The organism is Lactiplantibacillus dongliensis (assembly GCF_005405105.1).
Classification (GTDB): domain Bacteria; phylum Bacillota; class Bacilli; order Lactobacillales; family Lactobacillaceae; genus Lactiplantibacillus; species Lactiplantibacillus dongliensis.
In genome coordinates this window covers 52,391-65,317 of record NZ_BJDK01000018.1, presented here as the reverse complement: position 1 = coordinate 65,317, position 12,927 = coordinate 52,391, and the positions used below count along the sequence as shown (strand labels likewise).

Genomic DNA, 12,927 nt, shown 5'->3' with positions numbered 1-12,927 from the left:
GGGAAGTATACCTTCAAAGCGCTGATTTCTATTAAGCTTCGCCATCATCCTTCCTTGACTTAATACCACAATGCTTTCCTTATTGTTGATGATCTTTTTGATCAGCTAACATGGCTTCAATATCACTTAATTGTTGTTGATGCTGCTCATAATAAGTCGCATCGACTTGTTTGGCCTTGGCAAATAAACCGGCGTACGGTTTGCCAATGACCATGGCTGTCAAACCAGCGTTAAAATAGGCCGCACCTTGCTGGGGATCTTGTTGAATAGCTTTTTGATAAAAGTCGTATGCCTGTTGGTTATTGCCTAATGCAAGTAGTATGTCTGCTACCAACAAATTCACGTCAGCCGCGTTAGGCCGTTGCTCTTGCGCGGTCACGGCCCACACCAACGCGTGTTGATAGTCTTTCTTAGCCATTAAAGCTTGGGCCATCATCAGATAGGCATCCGTCTGCAACTTAGTATCCTTGATTTTTTGGTAACAACTGATGGCACGATCATACGCTTCAGCTTGGTAATAGACATTGCCTAATGCATACGTCAGTAAATCATAAGCGCGTCCATTCGTTTCAAACCGCCCCAAAGCTTTCATGGCTAATGCTTCAGCTTGCTCATAATCTTGACCGGCTGTTAACAAGACAACCAAGTCATAATACGCTTGATAATCATCTGGATGCGCATCAATCGTCGTCACAAGTTGATGAACCAGCGCTTGTTGTTGGGCTTTCGTCGGTTGACTGGATTTTGGTTGACTCATCTGATTACCCTCCTTAAATCGTATCAGTTGGATCTGGTCGACGTGATAAGTATGACGTATCATTCCACAATAATAACTTGTAACTCTTCCCCCGATCACGAGTCTCTAAAATCGTCGTACTCGTATTCGATAGGCCGCCACGATCACGTAAGGTTGCCAAAGAAGCCCCTAACAAGGTATTCACTAGCGCATTCAACGCCGCCCCATGGCTAACAATAATCACATTATCCTCACGTCGTGGATTAGCAGCAACGATTTGATCAATCGCTGGCAGCATCCGTTTTAATAATTGCGGGAAGCTCTCCCCATTAATCGCCGTCGGATCATATTGGTCTGGATGATTCCGAAAGTTGGCAAACTCAGTTGGATACTGGGCTTCAACATCGGTAAACTTCATACCTTCCATTTTACCCAAGTTAAATTCTCGCAAACGACTCAAAATCGTCACTGCCAAATCAGCCTGGGGTAATCCTTGCCGTAACGTCATCGCTGTATCGCGGGCCCGCTTCAACGGACTGGCATACACATGACTAAAGTGGATATCGCGTAACGCCGCTGCTAATTGATGAATTTCATCATAGCTAGCGGGCAATAACGGTGAGTCCCCCTGTGAGCCCTGATAGCGGCCCTCTAAGTTCCATTCAGTTTTTCCGTGGCGTACAAACAGCAGTTTTGTCAAAAGATTTCTTCCTCATTCCGGCCACTAACGGCCCTTAAAGTTTACTTCTTATTATACCGTTTTAACGCCAGTTTTCAAAAGTGACAATCAGCTTTGATAAATTAGAATTATGTTAACCACACGTTTAGGACGCGTGGGTTTCTCGACCTTAGATCAAGCTCAGTTTCGAAGCGCGTAGCATGGCTCCAAAATGCCAACCTGTTCGCAACTAATTAGCAAGTTGACCGAACACCAAGTGGGTCAACGCTGGTGATTTAAAATAATCTATTTTGCAATTTAACCTAGCCTTTTCCAACTAAACCAAGTAAATTAAACTTATGTACACTTCAAGGAGGCCACTAACCATGTCACTCGGGACTACCCTCAAACAAGCTCGTCGCCAGCTAGGCCGGTCACAAAAAGCAATCGCTACGGGCCTCTGTGCGCAATCGATGTTATCTGCTATTGAAAACGATCACTACACACCGAATGCTAAGCTACTCCTCGCACTTTGTCGGCGACTCGATATTTCACTGGAGGCGATTAGTCTCGCGGACGACTTTACCATCAGCAACAGCGACTCATTAAACACCCAGATGCAACAACTCTGTAATCAACACCGTTATCAAGACCTGCAACAATTTCTAACTGATCCCGCAACACTAGCCATGGTGACCACGGCCCAACAAACCCAAGCCTATTACTACTATCTCGGCGTCGCCCAACTCCATGTCGACTCTCAATTAACGGCAGCCACCCAAAACCTCACCTTCGCCATGACAATGACTGAATCACGGCACTTAACACTGTTGACACGCCTTGCAATGGCATCGCTGGCTACCGTTGCAGCCAAGCAACATCATCAACGTCGTGCCAATCAGTTGATTGATCAAGCGCTAGCCAACATTGACCAAAGTTCTTATGAAGAAAATCTAAATATTATTTTTTATCTAGCCGCGCTAACGGCCTACTTCTTATCTGACGACCAACTCGCTGCTAACCGGCTCCAAGCCGGCATCACTTTTATTACTGCCCATAACTCGCACTATATGTTAGCCAACAGTTATCGACTATTAGCGGAGCTAGCGACACGAACCGGACATGCTGATGAGGCCACTACTGCCACTCACAAACAACAGTTTTTAACCGATCTCTTCCACGAAAAAGTACCCAAGGCTTTTTGAACTATCAGTATACTGATTTTTAAAAATCATGTTAATCACTTAAAGTAAGACCATCCAATCTTAGGAGGTCTTTTTTATGTCCGCTAATCATTTTCAAACACCAGCCCCCACTAAGCCACATGGGTCAATTCAGGCTATTCAGCAGCAGAGCTACCAAGGTATTGATGATCTACAACTAACGACTCGACCTGTACCTAAGCTCAACCCATTAGCCGTGCGTATCGAAACGCGTTACACGCCCGTAATGCCCTATGATATCCTAACTGAAACTGGGCAGCTCCAGCAAATTCGCCCCGTTAAGTTACCCATGGTCCTTGGCTACGGCTTCGGTGGCATCGTTCGGGAAGTCGGCCGGTTACGACAGCCATCATTGTTAAATCAACCAGTAATCGGAATTCAACCATCCGGCAGCCACCAAGAGCAGCTGCTGTCAACGTTACCGCCCTTACTGTTTCGAGTACCACAAGGCGTCTCACTGGCAGCAGCGACGACGCTTATCGGTGGTGCCGATGCCGCTTACTTTGCTTTTAAAAAAAGTCGGCTTCAAACAGGTGACACGGCACTGATAACCGGCGCTAGTGGTAGCGTTGGGACTTACTTGATTCAGCTGGCCCACTTATTTGGCGTCCATACTGTCGCAGTCGGTCACACCAGTCGCCACGACTTACTGGCTCAGCTGGGTGCTGAACAAATCATTGACTATGATCGACCCTTGATCGATCAAGCCAACTCACTAACGCCCGTCACTCAAGTCATTGATTTAGCGGGCGCGACAACGCTGCTAGATCGACTCACCCCATATTTGGGGCCAATCCGCATCTGGTCGTTAGCACAACCACATTATCGCCCTCGCTCGCAACAAGCTTTCACGTTTATTAGCGGTGCAATCATGCCTAATGACTACCAATGGTTGCTCCGTCAGTTGGCCCAGCAAAAATTAACGGCTGTTATTCAAGAACAACACCCGTTTACCGCTGTCAAAACGGCGCAACATCACTTGTTAGACCACCATTCAGCCGGCCGCATCTTGCTAACTTATCATCAGGAGGTGCGTTAACCATGCTGCTAACATTAATGACGAATTGGTCACAGTTGCTTTCATATTTTTTAACACTCTGGGTGCTGATTTGGGGTGTACGGGCCGTTTTGATTGCCCTCGTTTTGGGCGGCTTAGTCTGGTTGTTTAGGCAACATGACCACGGCCACTAACTTAAGCCTGTAATCACTAACAAATTAAACCAAAAAACGACCGCCAGCAATAATTTACCTTGCTGGCGGTCGCTTGGTGATCACGACCTAATTAGTTGGTACCACGGCTAAAGTCCACGTCAAAGTGCTTTGATAATTCGTTGCACTTGCTAGTGGACTAGCTGCAAGTTCTAGCTTGCTGGCCGTTACATCAAAGCTTTGACTTTCGTAACCACTCTGCGTATAAATTGGTGTTTCCGTATTATTGGCGGTAATCAGCTGGTCTAACCGGGCATTCGGATCATCTAACTCAAGTTGCGCCGTGCCTAATTTACCACTATCACTGCCGCTGGTCGACCCAAAGGGGGCAAGACTAGCGGACAATTGCCAACTGCCACCCACGGTACGATCGTCCGTTACACTTAATGTTCCTTCATTATTACCATCATAAGCCGGGCCGCCATCGATGGCCGTATCCGTTGTCGCTAACGTGGTCCCTTCGCTAAGGGTCTTCAGGTCAACGGACCCAAAGTTGAAGTTTGGTACCGCCGTTAAGGTCAGATTGCCGCCCTTCGTCACCGTCAGCAAAGCTGCATTCGTGGTAACCGTTTTAACACTACCATTCACGGTATAGTTCAGTGCAGCGTAGTAGGACGTCTGATCGTCGGTCGCGTTCGTTGGACTACTGATGGTATAACTACTTGCCGTCGAATTTAGGGCCGTGCTGGTCCCATCCTTGACACGGTACCAGTTTTTGACAGTCATGCCACTTGGCACATCAGCCAGCGTAAACGTGGCTGCCGTGCCTTCTTGCACCGTCACGTTTTGCAACGACCCAATCGTGATCTTGACACTATCACTGTAACCATTAACCGTCCCAGTAATCGTGACCGTCCCATGATCATCCGCAGTACCACTAGTATCACTAGCAGCCGCAGTTGCCGTCACATCACCATAGCTATCAACCGTGGCTAACGACGTATCACTACTCTTCCAGGTCACGGGATCAGTCGCATCCGCCGGTGATAAGTCAGCGTAAACCATCGTACTCTCACTATTATTTAATGAGGTCGTATCCGCACTAACCTTAATTCCAGTGGCTGGAATCCGGCCTGGCGTGATCGTGACCGTCGCAATCCGTGACCAATCATTTGAGAATAACCCAATCCCAGTAAAATCATACTCTACTTGGAATAATAACGGTGTTGGCTTAGTCACACTTGGCGCCGTAAAGCTATAAGTTGAACTGTTGGATCCCACTTGGCTATAAGTCTGGCCATCGTCAGTTGACTCCCACCAAACATACTTCCGACTACCAAACGGATTGGTCACCGCTTCTAGTGCGCTCCGGGTTGCAGTCGCCGAAAGCGTAACCGTTTGACCAGCAACTTGGTTGGAATCAATCGGTTGTTGGGTAAAGCCACCGGACAGGTTCAGGCCTAGTACCGAACTGGGTGTAGAACTAGCTGGTTGTGGCGCACTAGTAGCTGCTTGGCCGCAAATGGCATAGCCACTCCAACCTAGTAAAACCAGCACCGCTAACAATAACTTGAACCGCCAAATTTGCGGTTGTCTGCACATTGCCAGCACCTCCTCACTATGAACGCGTGCGCCGTTTGCCGAGCCAATAAGCCCCGGTAATCAACAACAGCAACGCTAAGATGGCGAGAATAATCCACAACCACCAATTAACCGGCTGTTTAACCGCTTTAACGGTCGTATTGTGTTCGCGAGTCCGTTGCGCTGATAACCGAAAGTGCTGATTAAAATTCCAAGTGCGCTTACCGCTTGTCAGATGCAACTTTAACGTATAACGACCTGCCGCTAACGTCTTACTTCCTAAAGTGACCCCATAATTAAACCAACTATTGGGCGCCATCGAACCGGCTTTTAACGTTTGCGTGGTCACTTGCTTACCAGTCTGATCTTGAATGACGCGGGCCTTAATCTTTAGTTCGCCAAATAACAACGGCGTCAGATTACGAATTTTGGCAAAGACCATTGGCTGATCGCCTTGCAGGCCGACCTTAACCGCGGCTAACTTTAAGTGAATCGGCATCACTTGCTTAGGATGACACCACAATGAAACGGCGGTCACTTCGGCATAGCGATTATCTAGCCGAAAATTCTGAGAGTGCTTTTGCGGTTTGGGTACCGTTGCTTTAACATCCGTTACAAATAACCCGCCTAATACTTGACCACGAAAGCCGCCACTCGGAATCTTCGTCCGAAAAGTCACCGTTTTACCTTGATGGGGCGCCAAAGTGATCGTCACTGCGGGCGTCGTCATTTTAGTAAACGTTGTCTGGGCCGACGCATCGGTGCGATTGGATGGGATGTAGACCGCATTGCCGGCATCCGCCGTTGTCGCATTAATCGGAATTACTTTTAAGGTTCGCGACGTTGACCCCGGATTACTGACCGCCAGTTTTAAAACTTGGGTCGTCCCCGGTGTCACATGCAAATCATAATAGTCCGCTTGCTTGGTCAATTGATTTTTAGGTAATAAAGGTACGGCTGTAAAGTTGGTTGGTTTGCTGGTCGTCGCGTGGGCAATCCCATGCCAACCACCGAACAACCCCAGTAAAACGACTAACCCGAACAACCCCCATTTGAACCGTCTACATTTCATTATGAGCCCCCCCAGCACTAACGATTAATCCAATTTAATCCGCTCAATCAACTATGACGCTGGCGTTGTCGCGGCTGGTGCATCTTGCAAAGCCCAATACATTGTCGCAGTGTAGGTCCCAGCGGTGACTGTTGGTTCCTTGCCAATTGTCAACGCCGTCGTCGAGGCTAACGTAGCACTGTTACTACCTTCACCAGTATTGGCATCCGCTAACCATAACGTTTCAGGATTTGTTACCCAGCTAGACGTCAAGGTTGACTGTGGTAAGGTCAAGCTGACGGGTGCTGCCGTGGTACTATTATCCATCGCCCCCGCGGTCGCATCTAAGGCCAAAGAAGCGCTGGTAACAGTATCCTTACCGGTCGTCGTGAATGGTCCCATCCCAACGGTCAACGACCAGCCGGCATGATCCCCACGATAATCAGTGACATTCAACGAATCTGACCCATTACCATCATAGCCAGTCCCGCCAGTGGTCGTCCCCGAAACTAATGGTAAAACGGGACTGCCAGTGGCAATACTCTTGACACCGACACTACCCAACTGGATATTAGGGACCGAATTCAAGGTTAAGGGACCTGGTGCGACCGCAAATTCAGCATTTGACTGCGCTTCGGCATTCCCGGTACTATCTGAAACATACCCGGTTGAGACCGTTGTTAAGTTGCTAGTCGCCGTCCCAGGGCCAGCCGCCATCGCCGCTAACGGTGTTAACGCTAAGGTTGCAATGGCTAAGCCACCGCCAATACCACTCATCATTTTATTAATTGCACGCATGATATTCTCCTCCAATCTGCATGTTGTGAACCTAACTCATTTGGACCATCATTTATGACCGGTCTGCTTGCGGCCGACCAGCCACACCCTAATTTAAATTATTGTTAACAACATCATCTCTTGTCCTCTGACACCAACCGAAGCTTACCACTTGTGTACAATTAAATGCGACTTTGAATTTTTATTTGGAAGCTTTGCGTACCAACTATCGATTGCTGACTCATTGCCACGCTTGTTGACCCAGCTTATTTAAACTTTTAATTTCTAAACAACCATCAAAAAACGCCCAAGCCATGGCTGACTCAGACGTTCCCAATTATTTTTTTAAAGCCTCGTCTAACTTTTCGACCCCTTTAACCGGACCCACGACTGTTAAAACATCATGCAGCTCCATCATATCGGTTGGCTTGGGCGACACATTGATCTTGCCGTCATGCTTAATCGCAATCACGGTCAACCCAAAGCGCTGGCGTAAATTTAAAGCAATCAAATTCTGATTGACAAACGTCGGATCAGTGATTTCAATCGCTGCCAACGTATATTCATCACTCAAATCAATAAAACTCAGAATATGATTCGACAGTAATTTGCGAACAATGTTATGTCCCATATCCCGTTCCGGGAAGATCACCTGATCCGCACCGACCCGTTCGAGCACTCGGCCTTGATCACTAGTTTCAGCCTTAGCAATCACTTTTTTAGCCCCCTGCTCTTTACTCAGCATGGTTGTCAAAATACTAGCTTCCATATTATTGCCAATCCCAATAATCACGTAATCAAACGTATCGACGTTTAAATCCCGTAAAACTTCCTCATCACGTGTATCGGCAATTAACGTCTGAGTCGCAACTTCCATCAAGGCATTGACCGGTGCTTCTTTGATGTCGACCGCTAACACATCCTGATGCGCCGCAACTAAAGTCCGCACAACACTTTCACCAAAGCGTCCCAAGCCGAAGACGGCAAAACTTTTCTTCATTGTTGATGACCTCTCTAACCAATTAAAATATTTTCTTCCGGATAACGAATTAAGCTGACTCTGGCTTGGCGTTTGGATAACGAGTATAAGGATGTGAAGATACCAACCCGACCAATAAACATCAGCAGCATAATCACCAGCTTACCAATCACCGTTAAATGCGGCGTCAGTCCCAAGCTGAGCCCCACCGTCCCAAACGCAGACAATACTTCAAAGACCACGTATTCCAGTCCAAATTCTTTAGGAATAGTTTCCGTCTGCGCTAAGATCAGTGTGGCCACCGAAATGACGACACTCGCCAAGAAAATCAATAACAACGCCCGGCTAATATTCGATTGACTAAACCGGCGATGACTGAATTCAACATCTTGTCGACCGCGCAACTGGGCAATACTTTGTAGCATTAAAATACCAAACGTCGTTGTTTTAATCCCACCAGCAGTCGATCCAGGCGTCCCACCAACAAACATCAAAACCATTAGTAAGAATAGACTCCCGACACGTAAACTTTGCGTTGGAATCGTAGTTAAGCCCGCTGTCCGTGGCGTCACGCTTAAGAATAACGTGTTGACCGTTCGATTGAACCAACTCGTCCCAGCCGGTAAAATTGCTAAGTCTCTTTCCGTAATCAGCAATAAAATAAAACCAGCCACAAACAAACTAATCGTGGTCACTAACGTTAACTTGGAGTTCAACGTTAGCCGATGCCGTTCATGGAAAAGCAATAGATCGCGCCAAACCAAAAAGCCAAGCCCACCCGCAATAATCAGCACCATCGTCACAATCAACACGTACGAATCACTACGAAAATCCATTAGACTATTGCCGAAAACGTCAAAGCCAGCATTACAAAACGACATGACCGCATGGTACATCGACACATATAGTCCCCGTGACCAACCAAAACGCGGCACAAAATCAACTGCTAACAGGCCGAGACCACCAACTTGAAAGAGTAGTGATAACCCAATCACATAACGCATCACGCTCTTGGTATCACTTAAGTTTTCTAAGTTGAGGGATTCCTTGACCATGAGCTGCGTGGATAACCCAATGTTGCGGCGCATAATATTAAACAACAACACCGCAAAGGTCATATACCCTAACGCGCCGACTTCCGATAATCCCAAGATTACTAGCTGACCGAACGTCGACCAATGCTCGGCCGTATTAACGACCGTCAATCCCGTAATGCACGTTGCCGAAGCTGCCGTGAAGATCACGTTAATCAAGCTGGTCACTTTACCGGTCGCCGTAGCCATCGGTAAACTTAACAAAATGGTCCCAATCACAATTAAAATCGCAAACCCGGCAACCATTTTCTTCGATAACGTATCAAAAAATTTAACTTGTTTTAACCGTTCCATAATCATCCAATCCTAGACTGACTAGTCACTAAATACCTGACTAGCCGCTACCAATATTGCCTACTCCTCTTAGCTTAAGCAACTCAACCTTGAAAAGCAAGCCTGATTTCAGGCCACGAACCACGACCCATTTAGTTAACTCGTTTTGACACTGTGACCATCAGTTTTCAAAGCACTGTTATTTAAGCTTAACAACTAACGGCCGCCAACAAAAAAGCGTCCAACCGCTTACTAGCAGTCAGACGCTCCTCATTAGTTTTTAATTAGATGTATTGCAAGACACGCTCGTCATTGTAAGCCGCATCAATCATCCCAGAACCTAAACATTCCTCACCGTTATAGAAAACAACGGCTTGACCAGGTGTAATCGCCCGGACAGGATCATCAAAGGTTACCTTAACTTTAGTATGATCATCATTAAAGTGCACCGTGACGCCGGAATCCTTTTGACGGTACCGGAACTTAGCGGTCACATGGAAATCATTTCCTAGGTCTTCGTTCGTCACAAAGTGCAAATCGGATGCTTCCAAATAGGTCGCGTAGAGATGCGGATTGTGATAACCCTTACCCACATATAAAATATTCTGCTTCAAATCTTTGCCGACCACGAACCAAGGCTCGTTATCTTCACCATCGCCACCGATACCTAAACCGCGACGTTGGCCAATCGTATAATACATCAACCCTGCATGTTCGCCCTTAACTTGGCCGTCAAACGTCATCATCTTACCAGGTGTTGCTGGTAAGTAATGGCCTAAGAATTCTTTGAAATTCTTTTCGCCAATAAAGCAAATCCCAACTGAATCTTTCTTCTTAGCCGTTGCTAAGCCCGCATTCAAAGCTAGCTTCCGTACATCCGGCTTGATCATGTCGCCGAGTGGGAACATCACCTTTGATAACGTCTTAGAATCCAACTGACTCAAGAAGTAAGTTTGGTCTTTGTTGCTGTCGACTCCACGCAATAAGTGCATCGTGCCATCTTCATCATGCTGTAAGCGCGCATAATGCCCAGTCGCAATGTAATCTGCGCCCAAGTCCATCGCATAATCTAAGAATGCCTTGAACTTGATTTCCTTGTTACAGATGACGTCAGGATTAGGCGTACGGCCCTTCTTGTATTCGTCTAAGAAATACGTAAAGACCCGATCCCAATATTCCTTCTCAAAGTTGATTGAGTAATAAGGAATCCCAACTTTATCGGCCACTTTGGCAACGTCTTTATAATCTTCGGTCGCGGTACAGACACCATTTTCATCCGTATCGTCCCAGTTCTTCATAAAGACCCCTACCACGTCGTAACCTTGCTGCTTTAACAGTAAAGCGACCACGGACGAGTCAACGCCGCCACTCATGCCGACGACGACCCGTGTGTTACTGTGATCAGTCATACTTGTTCACCATCATTTCCAAAAGATTCTGGAGAATCCACGATTTGAAGGTCGTACAATTCCAGTAAGTTCCATTATAACAAAGAAAACGCCGGCTGCAAGCCAGGCGTTTCATGATTAGACCTCAACTAATAGTTCACGGTCAATAAATTCCTTAATAATATAGTGTAATTGTTCCACCGCACCAGCATGGGCATCCTTTTTAAAGATGTCCACTCGTTGCATACCGTTACCCGTGACCGTGGCCATCTTAAAGCCGGTCAAGTCCGCATTCACACCCATTTTAAACTTAAAAGCCGCGTTATATGGCGAAGTTGGGTCTAAGGCCCGTTCATACGTAAACGCGCCAGATTTTCCCTTTACAAAGCCTAAATCCATTAACGTATATTTCTTAACCGCGGGACTTAATTGATAAGTCTTGCTGTCGCCAGGTATTTGAACCGTTGTCGCATAAGCCATGTTGATGTCCTCCTTTATTTTTTCAATAATCGCTTCACCGTCTTGGTCAAGACGGTCACAAATTGATCTAAATCGGCCTTAGTTGTGTAACGACCAAAGCTCAACCGAATCGACTCTGCAACCCGGGGGGAATCTGCACCAAACATCGCAATTAAAACGTGTGATGGTTCCAAGCTCCCCGCGGTACAGGCTGACCCGCCCGAAACGGCCACGCCGCCTAGATCCAAGTTTGTCTGTAAGGTATAAGTTGAAATACCCTTGATCCAGAGATTCAAAACATGTTGTAAGTTATTGGTCCCTAATGACCCATTAACCGCAAAATCAATCCCATTTGCTTGTAATTGGTCAACAATATATTGTTTAAAGTCATGATATTTCGCTTGCCGATGGGCTTTTTCAGCCGCCGTTAATTCACTGACCGCTTGCGCAAAACCAGCAATTGCTGGGACATTTTCAGTCCCCGCCCGCCGTTTATCTTCTTGCTCGCCACCCTTGATTAAACTGGGGAAGTTCACACCGTTGCGCCGGTATAAGAACCCAATAAACTTTGGTCCATTAATCTTATGCGCCGACGTCGACAACATGTCGATATGGTCGCGTTCAACATCAATATCCAATAACCCATAGGCTTGCACCGCATCGGTATGGAACCACGCCTGATGGTCCTTTAAAAGTTCACCAATTTCGTGGATTGGCATGTGGGCGCCGACCTCATTATTGCCCATCATGATTGAGACTAAAATCGTATCTGGACGTAAAGCAGCTTTAAAATCAGCTAAACTAATATCACCATTTTCATTAACTGGTAGATAAGTGACGTCAAAGCCTTGCTTTTCTAGCGCCGCTAACGGCTTCAAAATAGCTTGATGTTCGACCGCCGTGGTAATAATGTGTTTGCCTAAGTTTTGACGGGCGTGCGCGGTTTGCATAATGGCGGTATTGTCGCCTTCCGTCCCACCACTCGTAAAGATAATATCATCATCATGGGCATTGATACTTTGCGCAATGATGTGTCGACTATCATCTAAAACTTCTCTAGCAGCCCGGCCAAACGCATGCGTACTGGACGCATTACCGAAATTATGCTGCATCTCATCCATCATCTTGGTGACCACTGACTCAGCCATGGGCGTTGTCGCGGCGTTATCTAGGTACACTCGCTTCATCAAAATACTTCTTTCTACTTTAATAGTTTTACACTTGGTGCTAGTTAAAATTACCGCCTGCCGGTTGGGTCCTAAAACGCTGGAACGCCATGGGCCATTTTGAAGCCAAAGCCTGGTCTTCAAAACTGACCTTGGCCTAAGTCCGAGCAGACCACTCGCACTAAGGCCAACGACACGGCTGAGCATTTTAGGACCCAACCTCTCGGCTAAATAGTTGAGCTGAAAATAATCAATCACTAACTTTTTAATCCCCGTTAATTAACGGCGGGCGGGCCAGAATTGGCTCAGTGGTGTCGTTTATCTTGGTCGGTGATTTTCCGACTTAGATAAAGTTCGGCTTGGAAGACCGAACCTTGGCTTCCAAACGCGGCC

Annotated in this window: 13 protein-coding genes; 3 read left to right on the top strand and 10 right to left on the bottom strand. The window is 46.8% G+C overall.

Translation table 11 applies throughout. The features are described from left to right. Window positions 1-79 precede the first annotated feature (79 nt). Together FFM80_RS08355 and FFM80_RS08350 are read right to left on the bottom strand one after the other, a co-directional pair. On the bottom strand, window positions 80-757 hold the full coding sequence (locus FFM80_RS08355) for a tetratricopeptide repeat protein (protein WP_137640366.1): 678 nt from the start codon (window positions 755-757) through the stop codon (window positions 80-82). A gap of 13 nt (window positions 758-770) precedes the next feature. Beyond that, window positions 771-1,436 (bottom strand): histidine phosphatase family protein, encoded by a 666-nt coding sequence (locus FFM80_RS08350; RefSeq protein ID WP_137640365.1) that lies wholly within the window; start codon window positions 1,434-1,436, stop codon window positions 771-773. A gap of 344 nt (window positions 1,437-1,780) precedes the next feature. Here FFM80_RS08350 and FFM80_RS08345 point away from each other — a divergent pair, with 344 nt between their 5' ends. The 3 genes from FFM80_RS08345 (at window position 1,781) to FFM80_RS14485 (ending at window position 3,808) form a co-directional block, all read left to right on the top strand. After that, entirely contained in the window at window positions 1,781-2,599 is an 819-nt protein-coding gene (locus FFM80_RS08345; RefSeq protein ID WP_137640364.1) for a helix-turn-helix transcriptional regulator, read from the top strand. Window positions 2,600-2,675: 76 nt separating this feature from the next. Further along, on the top strand, window positions 2,676-3,656 hold the full coding sequence (locus FFM80_RS08340; RefSeq protein ID WP_137640363.1) for an MDR/zinc-dependent alcohol dehydrogenase-like family protein: 981 nt from the start codon (window positions 2,676-2,678) through the stop codon (window positions 3,654-3,656). 2 nt (window positions 3,657-3,658) lie between these two features. Continuing rightward, window positions 3,659-3,808 carry a hypothetical protein gene (locus FFM80_RS14485; RefSeq protein ID WP_171001060.1) on the top strand — a complete coding sequence of 50 codons (150 nt, stop codon included), beginning with the start codon at window positions 3,659-3,661 and terminating at the stop codon, window positions 3,806-3,808. An 87-nt stretch (window positions 3,809-3,895) separates the two neighbouring features. Here FFM80_RS14485 and FFM80_RS08335 read toward each other — a convergent pair whose 3' ends face one another. From FFM80_RS08335 to FFM80_RS08300, 8 genes are all read right to left on the bottom strand, one after another. After that, on the bottom strand, window positions 3,896-5,368 hold the full coding sequence (locus tag FFM80_RS08335) for an Ig-like domain-containing protein (protein ID WP_137640362.1): 1,473 nt from the start codon (window positions 5,366-5,368) through the stop codon (window positions 3,896-3,898). Window positions 5,369-5,384: 16 nt separating this feature from the next. Continuing rightward, window positions 5,385-6,419: a WxLIP family cell surface protein gene (locus FFM80_RS08330; protein WP_137640361.1), complete on the bottom strand. Its 1,035-nt coding sequence runs from the start codon at window positions 6,417-6,419 to the stop codon at window positions 5,385-5,387. A gap of 51 nt (window positions 6,420-6,470) precedes the next feature. Then, window positions 6,471-7,196 carry a WxL domain-containing protein gene (locus FFM80_RS08325; protein ID WP_137640360.1) on the bottom strand — a complete coding sequence of 242 codons (726 nt, stop codon included), beginning with the start codon at window positions 7,194-7,196 and terminating at the stop codon, window positions 6,471-6,473. 316 nt (window positions 7,197-7,512) lie between these two features. Next, a complete protein-coding gene (locus tag FFM80_RS08320) occupies window positions 7,513-8,175 on the bottom strand; it encodes a potassium channel family protein (RefSeq protein ID WP_137640359.1) in 663 nt (220 codons plus the stop codon). A 14-nt stretch (window positions 8,176-8,189) separates the two neighbouring features. After that, complete coding sequence (locus FFM80_RS08315; RefSeq protein WP_137640358.1) at window positions 8,190-9,548, bottom strand: TrkH family potassium uptake protein; 1,359 nt, start codon at window positions 9,546-9,548, stop codon at window positions 8,190-8,192. A 257-nt stretch (window positions 9,549-9,805) separates the two neighbouring features. Then, a complete protein-coding gene (mnmA, locus tag FFM80_RS08310) occupies window positions 9,806-10,930 on the bottom strand; it encodes a tRNA 2-thiouridine(34) synthase MnmA (RefSeq protein ID WP_137640357.1) in 1,125 nt (374 codons plus the stop codon). A gap of 117 nt (window positions 10,931-11,047) precedes the next feature. Next, a complete protein-coding gene (locus tag FFM80_RS08305; protein WP_137640356.1) occupies window positions 11,048-11,389 on the bottom strand; it encodes a DUF1831 domain-containing protein in 342 nt (113 codons plus the stop codon). Between the two features lie 14 nt (window positions 11,390-11,403). Then, window positions 11,404-12,555, bottom strand: coding sequence for a cysteine desulfurase family protein (locus FFM80_RS08300; protein ID WP_137640355.1), 1,152 nt, complete (start codon window positions 12,553-12,555; stop codon window positions 11,404-11,406). Window positions 12,556-12,927: the final 372 nt, after the last annotated feature.